The organism is Pseudomonas sp. MF06569 (assembly GCF_059862735.1).
The window spans coordinates 1-15,332 of sequence record NZ_JCBCUZ010000004.1; the positions used below are offsets into that span (position 1 = coordinate 1).

Sequence of the window (15,332 nt, forward strand, 5' to 3'; positions counted from 1 at the left end):
GTGTGGGAGCGGGCTTGCTCGCGATGGCATCACCGCGATTACCCTGACACTCCGGGTCGCCTGCATCGCGAGCAAGCCCGCTCCCACAGGGTGTAGTGGAACCCCGTGGGAGCGGTTGCTGTCAGCGTCGTTGTTGCAGTAGCAAGTTGTTGAATCCGCCGCCCGCCAATTGCTTTTGGGCCACGGTCAATTGATCGCGGTTGCTGAACGGACCGACCAGCACCCGGTACCAGGTTTCGTCTTTTACCGTACCGGCCTCAACCGTAGCGGTCTGGCCCAGCAGGATGATTTGCGCCCGTACCTTTTCAGCATCGGCCTGTTTGCGGAACGAGCCCGCTTGCAGGAAGAACTTGGTGACCGGCGCCGCTTTTACGACAGGCGGCGCAGGAGGCGGTGTAATACCGCTCAGGGCTGCCTGGGCGCGGGCGGTGTCGATTTTTGCAGCTTCAGCCGGCGTGACCGGTGCCAGCGGCGCGGTTTGCGGCGTTGGCAGGGTCTTCTCGGGTACGGCTTCTGGCGGCACGATCACTTCAGACTCGGGCAGCAGGGTGTAGAAGTCGTACTTGGGTTTGGCCGGCTGGGTCGGGTTAGGCGCAGTCTTGTTGGCTTCCGCCGCTTTCGTGGCTTTGACCTGCTCTTGCTTGACCCGTTTGACGTCGTCGCCCTGGCCGGGCTCAAGCTTCATCAAAAACACGATAAATGCGCCAACGGTCAGGCCGATGGCCATCCATAGCCAGCCCGGAATCGGCTTTTTAGCCGGTGCCTGGTACCGACTGGCGCCGCGCTTGGGTGCAGGTTTTTTCTTGGCGGCCAACTTACATGCGCTCCAGAGTTTCCAGACCCAGCAGTTCCAGGCCTTGCTTTAGGGTACGGCCCGCCAGAGCAGCCAGGCGCAAGCGGCTTTGTTTTTGCGCTTCGTTTTCTGCGCTCAGGATCGGGCAGTTCTCGTAGAAGCTGGAGAAAAGCCCGGCTACTTCGTACAGGTAGGTGCAGAGGGTGTGCGGGGTGCCTTTTTCAGCAACGTTGTTCAACACTTCACCGAACTGTGCCAGCTTGGCTGCCAGTTCATGCTCTTGCGCAGCTTCAAGCACGATCTGACCCTGAACCTCTTCGAAGCCCTTGCCCAGCTTACGGAATACGCCCGCGACACGGGTGTAGGCATACAGCAGGTAAGGTGCGGTATTGCCTTCAAAGTTCAACATCAGGTCGAAGTTGAAGCTGTAGTCACTGGTGCGGTGCTTGGACAGGTCCGCGTATTTCACGGCGCCAATCCCGACAACTTTGGCGATGGCGCGCAGTTCGTCTTCCGCCAGCTCCGGGTTTTTCTCTTTGACCAGCGTGTAGGCGCGCTCTTTGGCTTCGTTGAGCAGGTCGATCAGTTTGACCGTACCGCCATCACGGGTCTTGAATGGACGGCCATCAGCGCCGTTCATGGTGCCGAAGCCCATGTGCTCCATTTCCATCGGATGGGTGATGAAACCGGCCTTGCGGGCTACGGCAAACACTTGCTGGAAGTGCAGGGCCTGACGCTGGTCGACGAAGTACAGGGCGCGATCAGCTTTCAATACGCCGCTGCGATAGCGGATGGCTGCCAGGTCGGTAGTCGCGTACAGATAGCCACCGTCTGCTTTGACGATGATGACCGGCAGGGGCTCGCCGTCGGCATTTTTGAACTCGTCGAGGAATACGCACTGGGCGCCATTGCTCTCGACCAGCATGCCTTTGGCCTTGAGGTCGTTAACTACGTTGATCAGGTCGTCGTTGTAGGCGCTTTCGCCCATCACGTCGGCCATGGTCAATTTTACGTTCAACTGCTCGTAGATTTTCTGGCAGTGCGACAGCGAGATGTCCTTGAACTTGGTCCACAGCGCCAGGCAGTCCGGATCGCCGGCTTGGAGTTTGACCACCAGGCTACGGGCGCGATCGGCAAATTCCGGCGACTCGTCAAAACGTTTCTTGGCGGCGCGGTAGAAGTTCTCCAGGTCACTCAGCTCGTCGCTGGTGATCGGGTTTTCTTCCAGGTAGGCCATCAGCATGCCGAACTGGGTGCCCCAGTCGCCTACGTGGTTTTGACGAATCACGTCGTCGCCCAGGAACTCCAGCACGCGGGCCACGCCGTCGCCAATGATGGTGGAGCGCAAGTGGCCCACGTGCATCTCTTTGGCCAGGTTGGGCGCCGACATATCGACCACGGTGCGCATGGCTGGAGTGGCTTTGCGCACGCCGATTTTTGGATCGGCCAGGGCTGCGTCCAGGCGCGAGGCCAGGGCCTGGGTGTTCTGGAAGAAGTTCAGGAAGCCGGGGCCTGCAATTTCGGTCTTGCTGATTTGCTCATCGGCCGGCAGTGCGGCGATGATTTTTTCAGCCAGATCACGGGGCTTCATGCCCGCAGGCTTGGCCAGCATCATGGCGATATTGCTGGCGAAGTCGCCGTGGGTTTTGTCACGGGCGTTTTCCACCTGAATCGCTGGCGTCAGGCCTTCAGGCAACACACCTTCTGTGACGAGTTGAGCTAGGGCTTGTTGAATCAGCTGGCGAATGGTGTCTTTCATGGTCTTCTCTTTCGACCGCAAGCGCGGTAGCGCTTCAGTGCGCAGGTGGAAAAACTGGGCATTATCCGTTGCCGGGTCGGCCTTGCCAACCATAGCAGGCGGGTTATGGATCTGCGGTGTTCGGTTATTACCGCAAAACGGTGGGAGCGGGTGTCATGAGGTCACTCAATAAAGGTCTACCGGATCCACATCCAGAGACCAGCGAACCTGGCGACCGCTGGGCATTTGTTCAAGGGCCAGCAGCCATTGGCTCAGCAATCGATGCAGCGGCCCCCTGGCGTTGGCTTGCAGTAACAACTGGGCGCGGTAGCGCCCCGCGCGGCGTTCCATCGGTGCGGGCACCGGACCGAGCAGTTCGATGCCGCCCAGGTTCAATTCGGCCAGCAGGCGTTCAGCCTCGGTGCAGGCCTCATCCAGAAAACCTTCCGCCTGTCCGGGTTTGTGGGCTTCGGCACGCAGCAGCGCCAAATGCGCGAAAGGTGGCAGCCCCGCAGCCCGACGCTCGCTCAAAGCCTGTTCGGCAAAGGCAAAATAGCCCTGCTCAGTGAGCTGGATCAACAACGGATGGTCGGCCAGATGGGTCTGGATGATTACCTTGCCCGGCTCTTCGGCGCGGCCCGCACGGCCTGCGACTTGAACGATGAGTTGGGCCATGCGCTCGCTGGCGCGAAAATCACCGGAGAACAGGCCGCCATCGGCATCCAGAATCGAGACCAGCGTCACCCGTGGGAAGTGATGGCCTTTTGCGAGCATTTGCGTGCCGATCAAAATGCACGGTTGACCCTTTTGAATGGTGGCAAACAACTGGTTCATCGCGTCTTTGCGCGAGGTGCTGTCGCGATCGACCCGCAGCACGGGGTAGTCGGGGAACAAAATCCCCAGCCGCTCTTCAGCGCGCTCAGTCCCTGCGCCTACCGGGCGTAAATCAACCTTGCCGCATTGCGGGCAATTGCGTGGAACGCGCTCGACGTAGCCGCAGTGGTGGCAGCGCAGTTCGCCGGAGCGCTGATGAACGGTCATGCGCGCATCGCAGCGTTGGCACTCCGACATCCAGCCGCAGTCATGGCATAACAGTGTGGGGGCAAAGCCGCGGCGGTTCAGAAACACCAGGACTTGTTGGCCGGCAGCGAGAGTCTGACCGATGGCTTGTTGCATCGGGCCGGATATCCCGCTGTCCAGCGGGCGGCTTTTCACATCAAGACGCAGGAAGCGCGGTTGTTTGGCCCCGCCAGCGCGCTCATTCAACCGCAGCAGGCCATAACGACCGGTGTAGGCGTTGTGCAGGCTTTCAAGAGAAGGTGTCGCGGAGCCCAGCACGATGGTAATGTTTTCCTGCCGAGCTCGAACCAGCGCCAGGTCTCGGGCGTGATAGCGCAAACCTTCCTGCTGTTTATAAGAGCCGTCATGCTCTTCGTCGATGATGATCAGCCCGGGGTTTTTCATCGGGGTGAACAGCGCAGAACGAGTGCCAATAATAATGTCGGCCTCGCCATCCCGTGCCGCCAGCCAGCTTTCAAGGCGCTCACGGTCGTTGACCGCCGAATGCACTAGGGCGATGCGCGCATTGAAGCGTTGCTCGAAACGGGCCAGGGTTTGCGGACCAAGGTTGATTTCGGGGATCAACACCAGTGCCTGCTTGCCCGCCTGCAGAGTCTCGCGGATCAACTGCAAATACACTTCGGTCTTGCCGCTGCCGGTCACTCCGGCCAGCAAGAAGGCATGGAAGTGGTCAAAACCTGCGCGAATCGCTTCGTAGGCCGCCCGTTGCTCGCTGTTGAGCGGTAGCTCGGGCTGGGCCAGCCAATGTTCGTGACGCTCGCTGGGTGCGTGCCGGCGCACTTCAACGGTCACCAGTTCTTTGGCCAGCAGCAGGTCGAGGCTGTCTTTGCTCAGCATCAGCTTGCTCAATAGTTGATGCGCCACACCGTGGGGGTGTTGGGCAAGCGTGGCCAGTGCTTCACGCTGGCGCGGTGCGCGGGCGATGCGCGGATCGTCCATTCGGGCGCCGGGGGCTATCTGCCAGAAACGCTCCTGGCGAGTCTCGGCCAGTTCACCCTGGCGCAGCAAAACCGGCAGCGCCCAGCTCAGGGTGTCGCCCAGGCTGTGCTGGTAATACTGGGACGTCCACAGGCACAGCTTAAATAAGGAAGCCGGCAGCGGCGGCACGGCGTCGAGCAGAGCAATCGCCGGTTTGAGCTTGTCGGCCGGGACTTCGCTGTGATCGACCACTTCGACCAGGATGCCGATCATCTCGCGTCGCCCAAACGGCACCCGCAGGCGCATGCCCGGCTGGAGTTGACTGCGCAGCACGCCAGCAGGCGCCCGGTAATCAAACAGTCGGCGCAGGGGGGAAGGCAGGGCAAGGCGCAAAATGGCGTCGGGCACGCGGGGCTCTCAAGTGATGAACGGCAAAGATGGCCCGGAGCCTAGCAGACAAAGCCCTGCGGGACTAAAAGGCCAGGTGCTGAAAGATGAATGATTTTTGATGGAGCATGCTTGGCCGCTTGCGTCAATGCAAAGGTCTGGTATTATCGGCGCCCTAATTTTACGTGCGGTATTCAACAATGGTGTTGAGTGGCGGCACGCTAGCCCGAGGAATACCCCATGAAAGCCGATATCCATCCAGCGTACGAAACAATCCTGGTAACTTGCAGCTGCGGCAACAAGTTCGAAACTCGTTCGAACCTGTGCAAGCCACTGGGCACTGACGTATGCAACGAGTGCCACCCGTTCTACACCGGTAAGCAGAAGACTCTGGACATTGGCGGTCGTGTTGATCGCTTCAAGACTCGTTTTGGTGCTTTCGGCGCTAAAGCAGCAGCTCCAGCAGCAGAAGCAGAAAAAGCAGCCGAGTAAGGCTGATGACCTTGAGCAGCCTTTCGGGTCTGGTCAGGTTATTGAAAAAGGCGTCCCTTGCGGGCGCCTTTTTTATGCCTGCGATTTGGTTTTCCGGCGCTTGGGCTGCGCCGCTTTGCCCGGCCCCTGGCGCTGTTTCCTACGCGTTGGTAGAGCGCGTGTCCGACGGCGACACCCTGCGTCTGAAGGATGGTCGCAGCGTGCGCATGATCGGCATCAATGCTCCGGAAACAGGTAAAAAAGGCCAGTCCGCCGAGCCTTTTGCTGACGCAGCCCACAAACGCCTGCAAGCGCTGGTTGCGCGCAGCGATGGCCGGGTCGGGCTGTTGGCGGGTACGCAGGCCCAGGACCGTTATGGTCGTACCCTGGCCCATGTGTTTGGTGCTGATGGCAGCAATCTTGAAGCCCAGCTGCTGGCAGATGGCCTTGGATATCAGGTGGCGATAGCGCCCAATGTCGCACTGCTCGATTGTCAGCAAGCGGCTGAGCGCAGTGCCCGGGCAGCAGGCTTGGGGCTTTGGCGGCAATCGCCGGTGCTGGCGCCGCAGCAAATCAGCCGTTCAGGCTTTGCTCTGGTGGGCGGCAAGGTCGACAAGGTGCAGCGCAATCGTGGGGGGCTTTGGATCGATATGCAGGGTGGTTTGGTGCTGCATATTGCACCCAATCAGTTGGCCAATTTCGATCAGAAAACCCTTGCTGGCCTGCAAGGTACACAGGTCGAGGCCAGAGGCTGGGTGCTGGATCGTTCGCGTCGAGGCGGGTTAAAGGAAGGGCAGGCGCGCTGGATGTTGTCTTTGACTCATCCGGGGATGCTGAAAGTGGCAGTGCATTAAAAATTGTAGACAATTTTTAATATAGATTGTGAACACTCTAGCCCTTATGGGGCGCGGCTCTTGGGCCAAAGTCGTAAGGCAAAGCCCTTGACACTGCTGACTGGTCAGTCTTGTCGGGACTTTGCGACACGCGTATGCTCGGCGATTCGTCTGTCCAACAGCAAAAAAGCGGAATGCCCACATGTCTGATTTGAAAACCGCCGCTCTCGAATACCATGCCCAGCCCCGTCCAGGGAAACTGAGTGTCGAGCTCACCAAACCTACCGCTACAGCCCGCGATCTAGCGCTGGCTTACAGCCCGGGTGTAGCCGAACCAGTACGCGAAATCGCCCGCGACCCTGAACTTGCCTACAAATACACTGGCAAAGGCAACCTGGTAGCCGTGATTTCCGATGGCACCGCTATTCTGGGCTTGGGTAACCTCGGCCCATTGGCCTCCAAGCCTGTTATGGAAGGCAAAGGCGTGTTGTTCAAGCGCTTTGCCGGTATCGATGTATTCGATATCGAAGTTGACTCCGAGAGCCCACAGGCTTTCATCGACACCGTAAAACGCATCTCCATCACCTTCGGCGGCATCAACCTCGAAGACATCAAGGCACCTGAGTGCTTTGAGATCGAACGTGCTCTGATCGAGCAGTGCGATATTCCTGTATTCCACGATGACCAGCACGGCACCGCTATCGTGACCGCGGCCGGCATGATCAACGCCCTGGAAATCGCTGGCAAGACCCTGTCTGACGCCAAGATCGTTTGCCTGGGCGCCGGTGCAGCAGCCATCTCCTGCATGAAGTTGCTGGTGAGCATGGGTGCAACCATCGAAAACATCTACATGATCGACCGCACCGGTGTGATCCACTCCGGCCGTGACGATCTGAACCAGTACAAGGCGGTATTCGCCCACGCAACCGAGAAGCGCACCCTGGCTGACGCCATGAACGGCGCAGACGTGTTCGTTGGCCTGTCGGGTCCGAACCTGCTGAGCGCTGAAGACTTGCTGCGCATGGCACCTAACCCGATCGTGTTCGCGTGCTCGAACCCTGATCCGGAAATCTCGCCGGAACTGGCTCATGCCACCCGTGACGACGTGATCATGGCCACCGGTCGTTCGGACTACCCGAACCAGGTCAACAACGTACTGGGTTTCCCGTTCATCTTCCGTGGTGCTCTGGACGTTCGCGCCAAGCGCATCAACGAAGAAATGAAAATCGCAGCGGCCAATGCGCTTCGTGAACTGGCCAAACTGCCAGTGCCACAAGAAGTGTGTGACGCCTACGGCGGCATCAAGCTGGAATTCGGTCGTGAGTACATCATCCCGAAACCAATGGACGTGCGCCTGATCACCCTGATCTCCGACGCAGTTGCCAAAGCGGCTATCGAGACCGGTGTTGCAACCCTGCCATACCCGAAGAACTACCCGCTCAAAAGCGTTGATGACGTCTTCAACGGCTAAACCCGTGTAGCGTGTCAACTCAAGCCCCGGCGCTGCAAAGCGTCGGGGCTTTTTAGTTTTTGCAGGGTGGGATTATTTAACCAACTCGTAGGAATACGGGATTATTCCACATAAAAAATAGGATCTTTCTTACATAAAGTCCCGCGATCATCCGTTAGCGTCACTCCTTTATTTTAAGGGTGCTTTTTTCTGAAGTTTGCCCTCTGTGCCTATAGGAATCACGGATGTTCACGCCCTCACGTCAGAAGCGTAATAGCAGGACCAGTTTTCAATTGATTGACGAGCGAGGCGCAGGCGAGCCCTATGCAGGGTTGGCCTATGAACTCGTAGACAGGGAAGGAAAGAAGCACAGCGGCCATCTGGATGCCACTGGAGGCGGTGAGGTTGGCAATCATCTTGTAGAGCCGGTTGCCATCACGTTCAGGCAGCTATACAGCGGTCGCAACGATGTGTATTCGCGGCTAATCGATCGCAAGCATTACCCCCTCAAGATTACCGAGCTTCAGGTCAGGGCCGAGCACACCCGATACCTCAATAAAAACGGCGCCCGCACGCAGCATAAGCCGCTACCTATGGATGCCTGTACCGATTACTTCCAGGTTGAAGTCCGACACCTTGTCGAGCATGTTTCGCACTTGCCGCCTATGGTCGATTGTCACCATCCCCTTGAACGCGGCCCACTTGGGGTATCCCTGGCTGTCGGTCGTCATGCCTTGCTGGAAGTTCGGCCCTTGCGAGCCTTGTGCCCGTTGCTGTCTACCGATTCGCAGTTTTGCGCGTTGAACCTTTACCAGTTGGCATTGATGGCCACGCTGAGCAATTGTCCTTTCGAACACGCCACGGGCAAGTCGCGAGTGACCACGCCCTGTGCGGAGTTGAGCATGGGGGACTGGCAGGTCAGCCCGGAGCAGGCCAAGTCCTATTACCCGCTGTATGAAGAGGTGGCGTACTCCAGGCGACTGGAAATTGTACCTTTTGACCCTGTGCTGTATCCGGTCAATAACCCTCTTGGCGGGGCGGATCAGCAGACCCCGGCCACTGTGCATTTTCGCGGTGATATTCGTTTTGGATCAAAAGGTACAAGCGCACAAACCTTTGTGACCCATAACGACAAAGTCATTTTGATAGCTGTTCGAGGCACCTGCTCCTGGTCCGACCTCTTGCAGGATGCCGATGCCCCTCAAGTGCCGTTTGAAGAAGGCGAGGGCAAGGTGCATGGCGGTTTTTACGAAGCTGCACGGCAGGCGTTTGAGCTTGTTGATGCTTATCTGGATAAATTCCATGCGGGGCAAAAAGTACTGGTCTGTGGTCACAGCCAGGGAGGGGCAATTGGTTTGATCCTTGCGCAAATGCTGCGTTTGCGCCGGGCTTGCGACGTGCAGCTCTACACCTATGGAGCTCCTCGTGCAGCAGATGGGGCCTTCGTCAATGCAGCCAGTGGGCTGGTGCATCAGCGCATGGTCAACCATCACGACCCGATCCCCAGTGTCCCTGGAAGCTGGATGAACAGCCCGTTATCGGATTATCGCGCAGGTTCGGTGCTCAGCTTTACGAATGTGCCTGCAGGTTTTGGGGTGTTTGTGGCAGGCCTGAGCCAATTGCTTGGGGAGCCTTATCAGCATCACGGAACCTTGCGTCACTTCATGCCGGTGGAGTTTGGTCAGGGGCAGGTGTCGCATGTGATGTGTGGGCCGTTGAGCGATACCGTCACCCAGCATGCTGTGAGCCACGCCGTGCTTGAGCAAAAAAGTGGCGTGCCAGAAGCCGATGGACTGCTCAAGCAACGGGTCGACGTTGGCCAGCAGTTCATGGTCGACAGTTACATTCCGAGCAGTTGGGCGGTTCTGCGTCGAAGCCAGCAAGCGCTGAATGCACATTGCTCGCTGGTGACGGAGCGTGAAGTACTGTTTGTGGATCAGGCACTCGAACACGTCGCCCAACAACTGCGGGCTCACTACCGTGAGGTAATGACGCGGGCCGACGGTGTATTTGAGCAGCAGGTACGAGTCATGAATCTGTTGATGCGCGAGATGGGCAACGTCCAGAAAACCCGCGAGGGGCTATACCAGTTGAGGTTCGGGGTGCCCAGCAGCAGAGATGTATATGGAGGGTTCGCGCAGCACTGCGATGTCCTGGCCGAAAGCCTGGCGCGCTGGGAGGCACACGCCGAAAGTACCCGTATCGATCAGCTGGCCATGGCGCCAGTAGCTGAGATGCTCGACGGGACTGGTCCCTTGAAGTACATGCTCGCTTGAGCAAGCTACAAGCTACAAGCTACAAGTGAACAACCGCTCTTCACCTGGAACTTGTAGCCAAGCGCTCGCCGCTCTCTTGGTCAGAAGAGATCTATTGGAGCCCCATCATCTGCCGGCAGCGGGCTGCCAGGCGCTACGCTGTTGCCCAGTTCGCTGTTGGTCGGCGGCGTATCTTCGCTCTTGAACAGCTCAAAGTAGGCGCCTGGCGTTCCAGGGGAAGCGATACGGCCACTTAACGGGTCAATCCGCAAGCTGAGGATGCCTTCGGGTTCAGGCAACGTATGAGCCGGCTTGCCCTTGAGCGCGCCACCCATGTAGGTCATCCAGATCGGCAGGGCTACGGTGCCACCATATTCCCGGCGGCCGAGGCTTTCAGGTTGGTCAAAGCCGGTCCATACGGTGGTCACGTAATCGGCGTTGTAGCCTGAGAACCATGCATCCTTGGACTCGTTGGTCGTACCGGTTTTACCCGCCAGGTCGGTGCGTCCCAGCGCCAGGGCACGGCGACCAGTACCGAGCTTGATCACGTCCTGCAGCATGCTGGTGAGGATGTAAGTGGTGCGGCCGTCAACAATGCGTTCGGCCACCGCTTGCGTCTCGACGGTAGGCAGCCCGGGTGCTGCATTGATGGTGTCGATGGTCAGCGCTGCAGCTTCTGGCGGCACATCCTTGCCTGCGGCTTTGGGCACGCTTGGCGGGTTGGCCACGAACAGGGTCTCGGCGTTGCGGCTTTCGATCTTGTCGATCAGATACGGCGTGATTTTGTAACCACCGTTGGCGAACGTGCTCCAGCCGGTAGCGATCTCTATAGGCGTCAGGGTTGCAGTACCCAAGGCCAGCGACAGGTTGCGCGGCAGGTCCTGCTTGTTGAAGCCAAACTTGCTGATGTAGTCGACGGTGCGGTCGACACCCAGGCTTTGCAGCAAGCGGATCGAGACCAGGTTGCGAGATTTGTACAGGGCCTCTCGCACGCGAATCGGGCCAAGGAAAGTGTTGGTGTCGTTCTTTGGACGCCAGACCTTGTCCAGGTACTCGTCTACAAACACGATCGGTGCATCGTTCACCAGAGTGGCGGCGGTGTAGCCGTTATCCAGCGCGGCGCTGTAAATGAAAGGCTTGAAGCTTGAACCTGGCTGGCGTTTGGCTTGCATCGCACGGTTGTAGTTGCTCTGCTCGAAGGCAAAGCCACCCACCAATGAGCGGATAGCGCCGTTGTTCGGGTCCAGGGATACCAGCGCACCTTGTACGGTGGGCACCTGGCTGAACTTGTAGCTGCCATCGGTCTGCGGCTGCACGCGAATCAGGTCGCCGACCTGAGCGACATCCGAAGGCTGCTTGGGCATTGGGCCCATGCTGTTGGTATTGAGGAACTTGCGTGCCCATTTCATGGTGTTCCAGGAAACGTGAACTTCGCCGGTGCGGGTCAATACTTGCAGGCCGTCCTTGTCGACCTGGGTCACGATTGCAGGCTCCAGGCCGCTGATTGCCCGTTGCTTGGCCAGCTCTTGAGTCCAGACGGCCAGGGTCTTGCCCGGCAGGCGCGACTCGGGGCCTCGATAGCCGTGGCGCTGGTCATAGGCAATCAGACCTTCGTGAACTGCAGTGTTGGCGAGCTCCTGAAGGTCGCTTGGCACCGTTGTTGTGACGCGGAAACCTTCGGTGTAAGCCTCGCTACCATAGCGTCCGACCATTTCGGCCCGGGCCATTTCAGCGATGTAAGGCGCGCTCACTTCCGGGGTTGGCACGTGGTAGCTGGCGTTTACGGGCTCTGCGACAGCAGCTTCGTAGCTGGCCTGATCAATCTTGCCCAGCTTGTACATGCGGCCCAGGATCCAGTCGCGGCGCTCTTTGCTGCGTACCGAATTGGCCAGTGGATTAAAGCGCGAAGGGGCCTTGGGCAGGCCGGCAATCATGGCCATCTGCGCCAGGCTCAGGTCGCGGATCGACTTGCCGTAGTAAACCTGCGCAGCGGCTTCGATGCCGTAAGCGCGGTTGCCCAGGTAAATCTTGTTCACATACAGCTCAAGGATTTCGTCCTTGGTCAGTTCGCGTTCGATTTCCAGTGCCAGCAGGATCTCGTTGGTTTTGCGCGAAAAGCTGCGCTCGCTGGACAGGAAATAGTTCTTCGCCACCTGCATGGTGATGGTGCTGCCACCTGATTGTATGTGTCCGCTTTTTACCAGTTGGGTAGCGGCACGCATCAGGCTACTGGGATCAACCCCGTAATGATTGGCGAAGTTGTCATCTTCTGCAGAGAGCAGGGCATTGATGAAATTGGGGGGAATGTCGGCGAACTTGATTGGAGAGCGGCGCATTTCGCCAAACTCTGCGATCAACTTTCCGTCGCTGGTGTAGACCCGCAAAGGAATCTGCAACTGGATGCTTCTCAACGACTCTACGGACGGCAAGCCAGGACTAAGATAGAGAAACGCGCCGCTCAACACGAGCAACAGCCCGCAGAACACAGCAACGAAAGACCACCCGAAAAACTTCAGCAGACGAATCAAGGCTTTTGGATTTCCAGATTAAGAAATGGGTTTGCACGTCAGGGTAGTGCGCAGCTGCGCCGGGTCGACGATACGGAAAAAAACGCCCGGCATTATAAGCATTTTTCGCTCATGGGCGTCATGAGCCGCATGTCAGAACAGGTTTTGAACGGATCTCATTTTTTACCCTCCGTAAGTTACGGATTGCATTAGGGAAAACAAAAGTGCCCGGATTTCTTCCCAGAACACGCCAACGCTGTCTCGGCGTTGATATCAGCCAGCAAGCAATCAAGATCGTCGAACTGAGCCGCTCCAAGGGCCGGCTCAAGCTCCAGGGTTATGCCATAGAACCGTTGCCAGCCGGGCTTACGGAACTTCAGACAGGCGCCGAGTCCAAAAGTGTCGTTCAAGTGCTCCTCAGGGCGCTGGAAAAAGCTGCCGTTGTGACCCGTGATGCGATTGTCGGGATGCCTGATGGGCAAGTCATCTGCAAAACCCTGGAGATCGAGGCGGGTTTGAATGAAGTCGAGCTTGAACTTCATGTACGACTGGAAGCGGAGCAATACATTCCTTATGCGCTGGATGACGTGGCGCTTGATTTCGAGGTTCAAGACGTTTCATCGACCCATCCCGGACGGGTCCGCGTGCAGATGGCGGCGTGTCGCCAAGAGGTTCTTGAGTGGCATCGTTCGGTCTTGACCGGCGCCGGCCTGAGCCCCCGGGTGGTTGCTGTCCAGGCCCATGCCCTGGCGTGCGGGGTTGAGGCAATGACAGCGGGCATGGCGCTGCAAGGTGCAGTGGCAGTGCTCGACCTTGCAACCCATGCAGCGCTGTTGAGCGTTGTGTACCAGGGGCAGGTTGTTTACTACCGCGAGTTGCTCCCTGAGCACGGAGACACAGAGGCGCACGGGTTCGAAAACAGGGTGTCCGGGCATCTGGAGCGCGGGCTGGAGCTGTTTTTTCAGTCCGGCGTTGAAGGCACGATCGACATGATCATATTGGCCGGCGAGGCGGCAACGACTCCGGGGCTGAGTCAGTGGGTTGAATCCCGGCTCGGTAGGCCGACACGCGCCGCCAACCCCTTTTTGACCATGAACCTTGAGCCTAAGCTCGCACCTGAGGCCTTGCTCTGCGATGCTCCTGTGTTGTTGACTGCCTGCGGTCTGGCCTTGAGGGGGTTTGATTAATGGCGAGAATCAATTTGTTGCCCTGGCGCGCTTTGTTGCGTGAAAAGCGGCGCAAGCGGTTTTTGATGGTGCTGGCAGTCCTGTCGGTGGGAACAGTGGCCGGGTTGTTTGCTGCTGATCAGTTTATCGACAATCTGGTAGAGCAGCAGTTGGAGCGCAATGACTTGATCCGCAGTGCCACGTTCCAGCTGGACGGCCGTGCGGAGCAAATCGATCAGTTGAAAGTACGCCGCGAGCAATTGCTTGAGCGTATGCAAACAATCGGGGCGCTGCAGAGCAGCCGATCGAGCAGCGGGATTATTCTGGAGCAATTGGCGCGCAGCTTGCCCGAAGGCGTCCATTTCACTGACGTGAAAATGACCGAGGGCACAATTGTCATTACGGGAGTTGCCCAGTCCAACAATCTCGTCGCGCAATTGATGCGCAATCTGGATGCTTCACACTGGCTGGAAACGCCCGAGCTCAATGACGTCAGGGCCGATCCTGCCCATGTCGGCGGGCCAGAGCGTCAGTTTCAACTGACGGTGCGCGAGGCCCGGCATACACCCGCTGCGGGGGCGTTGTGATGGCTGCGCAGTGGCTACACAGCCTGCGCAGTTTTGACCTTCGGGAGCTGGACCTCGGGCATCCGGGAGTCTGGTCGCCAAAACGCCAAAACCTCGTGGCGCTGGCATGGTTGGGCATGATCCTGGCGCTGGGGTATCCGTTGCTGTTGCAGCCCTCGTTTGGCCGGTTGCAACTGCAGCATGAAGCTCAAGCCAGACTTAAGACCGAATTTGAATCCAGGGTTGCCCAGGTTGCGAACCTGGATGCCTACTTGAAGCAAATGCAAGGGCTGGAAGCCGCCTTTGGCGTGTTGCTCGAACAACTCCCTGCCCAGGCGCAAGTGCCCGGTTTGCTGGATGAGATTTCACGACTGAGCCACCTCAACGGCCTGGTGGTCGAGCATATTCAGTGGTTACCCGAAGTCCTTCAGCCGTTCTATGCCGAACTGCCCCTGCAGATGACTCTCGCCGGGGGATACCACGAGTTGGGGCTCTTCGTCAGCGCCATGGCGAGCCTGCCACGCATAGTCACCCTTCATGATTTCGCACTTGCGCCGCTCAACGGCTCAGGTAACGGCCAGTTACGCATGACGCTGCTGGCCAGGGCCTACCGCACCCACGATCAAGGACTGATCCCATGAGTGTCTGTTTTCGATTGTTTGGCGCTGGATTGCTGGCGACCCTGGCGGGGTGCGATGGCCCGCAGGGTACCGTTGAGCTGCAAACGTATTTGCAGACCGCTCAGGTGCACCCGGGTGAGGCCATTGAGCCGCTTCCCGAAATCAATGCAGCGCACGTGTTCACCTATGACGCGTTGACGCTGCGCAATCCTTTTCAGGCCGTGCCCGGGGGCGGAGCTGGCAATTGGCAGGTCAGCCTCGTCGGTGACGAGCTTGACGGTGACCGGGTACGGCAGTTTCTGGAAGGCTTCGATCTTGAGCAATTCGAAATGGTCGGGACGCTGTCCAATGATCTGGAAACCAACGCATTGCTACGGCTCAACGGTGTCATTCATCGTTTGAAAGTCGGTGATTACCTGGGGCGTCACAATGGCCAGATTGCCTCGGTGGACGTGGCCCAGGTTGAAGTGTTTGAAGTGATTTCCGATGGTCGGGGCGGCTGGTTGGAAAGGTCCCTGACGATTCCTTTAAAGCAACACTCTTAACGG

The 15,332-nt window shown here is 58.4% G+C and carries 12 protein-coding genes; 8 read left to right on the forward strand and 4 right to left on the reverse strand.

The features are described from left to right. Window positions 1-121: 121 nt before the first annotated feature. From AC19YQ_RS05590 to AC19YQ_RS05600, 3 genes are all read right to left on the reverse strand, one after another. Window positions 122-814: an SPOR domain-containing protein gene (locus tag AC19YQ_RS05590; RefSeq protein WP_500594738.1), complete on the reverse strand. Its 693-nt coding sequence runs from the start codon at window positions 812-814 to the stop codon at window positions 122-124. 1 nt (window position 815) lies between these two features. Then, the gene (gene argS, locus AC19YQ_RS05595) at window positions 816-2,552 is read right to left on the reverse strand and encodes an arginine--tRNA ligase (RefSeq protein WP_326427549.1); all 1,737 of its coding nucleotides are present in this window, start codon (window positions 2,550-2,552) and stop codon (window positions 816-818) included. Between the two features lie 165 nt (window positions 2,553-2,717). Then, window positions 2,718-4,937 (reverse strand): primosomal protein N', encoded by a 2,220-nt coding sequence (locus AC19YQ_RS05600; protein WP_500594740.1) that lies wholly within the window; start codon window positions 4,935-4,937, stop codon window positions 2,718-2,720. 219 nt (window positions 4,938-5,156) lie between these two features. On the opposite strand from AC19YQ_RS05600, the gene rpmE reads away from it, so the two are divergent. The 4 genes from rpmE (at window position 5,157) to AC19YQ_RS05620 (ending at window position 9,946) form a co-directional block, all read left to right on the forward strand. Then, window positions 5,157-5,408: a 50S ribosomal protein L31 gene (rpmE, locus tag AC19YQ_RS05605; protein ID WP_019825265.1), complete on the forward strand. Its 252-nt coding sequence runs from the start codon at window positions 5,157-5,159 to the stop codon at window positions 5,406-5,408. Between the two features lie 5 nt (window positions 5,409-5,413). Continuing rightward, a complete protein-coding gene (locus AC19YQ_RS05610) occupies window positions 5,414-6,241 on the forward strand; it encodes a thermonuclease family protein (protein WP_500594741.1) in 828 nt (275 codons plus the stop codon). Window positions 6,242-6,422: 181 nt separating this feature from the next. Next, entirely contained in the window at window positions 6,423-7,691 is a 1,269-nt protein-coding gene (locus AC19YQ_RS05615) for a malic enzyme-like NAD(P)-binding protein (RefSeq protein ID WP_019825268.1), read from the forward strand. 224 nt (window positions 7,692-7,915) lie between these two features. Further along, window positions 7,916-9,946 (forward strand): lipase family protein, encoded by a 2,031-nt coding sequence (locus tag AC19YQ_RS05620; RefSeq protein WP_500594742.1) that lies wholly within the window; start codon window positions 7,916-7,918, stop codon window positions 9,944-9,946. An 80-nt stretch (window positions 9,947-10,026) separates the two neighbouring features. On the opposite strand, the gene AC19YQ_RS05625 is transcribed toward AC19YQ_RS05620, so the two are convergent. Continuing rightward, the gene (locus AC19YQ_RS05625; RefSeq protein WP_500594849.1) at window positions 10,027-12,450 is read right to left on the reverse strand and encodes a penicillin-binding protein 1A; all 2,424 of its coding nucleotides are present in this window, start codon (window positions 12,448-12,450) and stop codon (window positions 10,027-10,029) included. A 206-nt stretch (window positions 12,451-12,656) separates the two neighbouring features. On the opposite strand from AC19YQ_RS05625, the gene pilM reads away from it, so the two are divergent. The 4 genes from pilM to AC19YQ_RS05645 are packed head-to-tail and all read left to right on the forward strand — an operon-like array spanning window position 12,657 to window position 15,329. Continuing rightward, window positions 12,657-13,619: a type IV pilus biogenesis protein PilM gene (gene pilM / locus AC19YQ_RS05630; RefSeq protein ID WP_500594743.1), complete on the forward strand. Its 963-nt coding sequence runs from the start codon at window positions 12,657-12,659 to the stop codon at window positions 13,617-13,619. Continuing rightward, window positions 13,619-14,185: a PilN domain-containing protein gene (locus AC19YQ_RS05635; protein WP_500594744.1), complete on the forward strand. Its 567-nt coding sequence runs from the start codon at window positions 13,619-13,621 to the stop codon at window positions 14,183-14,185. The genes pilM and AC19YQ_RS05635 overlap by 1 nt, the downstream gene beginning before the upstream one ends. Beyond that, complete coding sequence (locus AC19YQ_RS05640) at window positions 14,185-14,805, forward strand: type IV pilus inner membrane component PilO (RefSeq protein ID WP_500594745.1); 621 nt, start codon at window positions 14,185-14,187, stop codon at window positions 14,803-14,805. Before AC19YQ_RS05635 ends, AC19YQ_RS05640 begins: the two co-directional genes overlap by 1 nt. Next, a complete protein-coding gene (locus AC19YQ_RS05645) occupies window positions 14,802-15,329 on the forward strand; it encodes a pilus assembly protein PilP (protein ID WP_500594746.1) in 528 nt (175 codons plus the stop codon). Before AC19YQ_RS05640 ends, AC19YQ_RS05645 begins: the two co-directional genes overlap by 4 nt. The last annotated feature ends 3 nt before the right edge of the window (window positions 15,330-15,332 follow it).

Bases quoted from the DNA above. Each gene is read 5' to 3' on its own strand.
- argS (WP_326427549.1), bottom strand. From the start codon at position 2,552: ATGAAAGACACCATTCGCCAGCTGATTCAACAAGCCCTAGCTCAACTC.
- rpmE (WP_019825265.1), top strand. From the start codon at position 5,157: ATGAAAGCCGATATCCATCCAGCGTACGAAACAATCCTGGTAACTTGC.
- AC19YQ_RS05610 (WP_500594741.1), top strand. From the start codon at position 5,414: ATGACCTTGAGCAGCCTTTCGGGTCTGGTCAGGTTATTGAAAAAGGCG.
- AC19YQ_RS05615 (WP_019825268.1), top strand. From the start codon at position 6,423: ATGTCTGATTTGAAAACCGCCGCTCTCGAATACCATGCCCAGCCCCGT.
- AC19YQ_RS05620 (WP_500594742.1), top strand. From the start codon at position 7,916: ATGTTCACGCCCTCACGTCAGAAGCGTAATAGCAGGACCAGTTTTCAA.
- AC19YQ_RS05635 (WP_500594744.1), top strand. From the start codon at position 13,619: ATGGCGAGAATCAATTTGTTGCCCTGGCGCGCTTTGTTGCGTGAAAAG.
- AC19YQ_RS05640 (WP_500594745.1), top strand. From the start codon at position 14,185: ATGGCTGCGCAGTGGCTACACAGCCTGCGCAGTTTTGACCTTCGGGAG.
- AC19YQ_RS05645 (WP_500594746.1), top strand. From the start codon at position 14,802: ATGAGTGTCTGTTTTCGATTGTTTGGCGCTGGATTGCTGGCGACCCTG.